This window comes from Escherichia sp. AM3, assembly GCF_032029835.1.
Lineage (GTDB): Bacteria > Pseudomonadota > Gammaproteobacteria > Enterobacterales > Enterobacteriaceae > Escherichia > Escherichia coli.
Genome location: NZ_JAVUPQ010001071.1, coordinates 1 through 260, shown reverse-complemented (window position 1 = coordinate 260; position 260 = coordinate 1). Strand labels below are relative to the sequence as shown.

The following is a 260-nucleotide window of genomic DNA, read 5'->3' as shown; positions in this document are numbered from 1 at the left end:
GGCCATTCCGACTGCTCCCGCATCGCCCCCGACTGTGTGTCGCGCCAGCTTTCTGACGTAGCCACCTGCAGGTTTGCCACTGCGCCCCCGTTGGGGATGTAACGGACTTCCGGATCATTGCCCAGACGCCCGACGAGGATGACCTTGTTGATACCACGTGCACTCATAAGAACCTCCTGACTGAAAGATGTGAGATAAACCGGATACCGGCGACGGGACGTTCATGTGCCCCTTCAGAGGAGCGAAAGCTCCTCCTGCCG

1 protein-coding gene is annotated in these 260 nt (G+C 59.6%); it reads right to left on the bottom strand.

Going from position 1 to position 260, the window contains the following annotated elements; genetic code table 11:
* Positions 1-167: single-stranded DNA-binding protein (gene ssb, locus RTW80_RS29750; RefSeq protein ID WP_312721739.1), on the bottom strand; the 167-nt coding region annotated here is incomplete at its 3' end.
* Positions 168-260 lie beyond the last annotated feature (93 nt).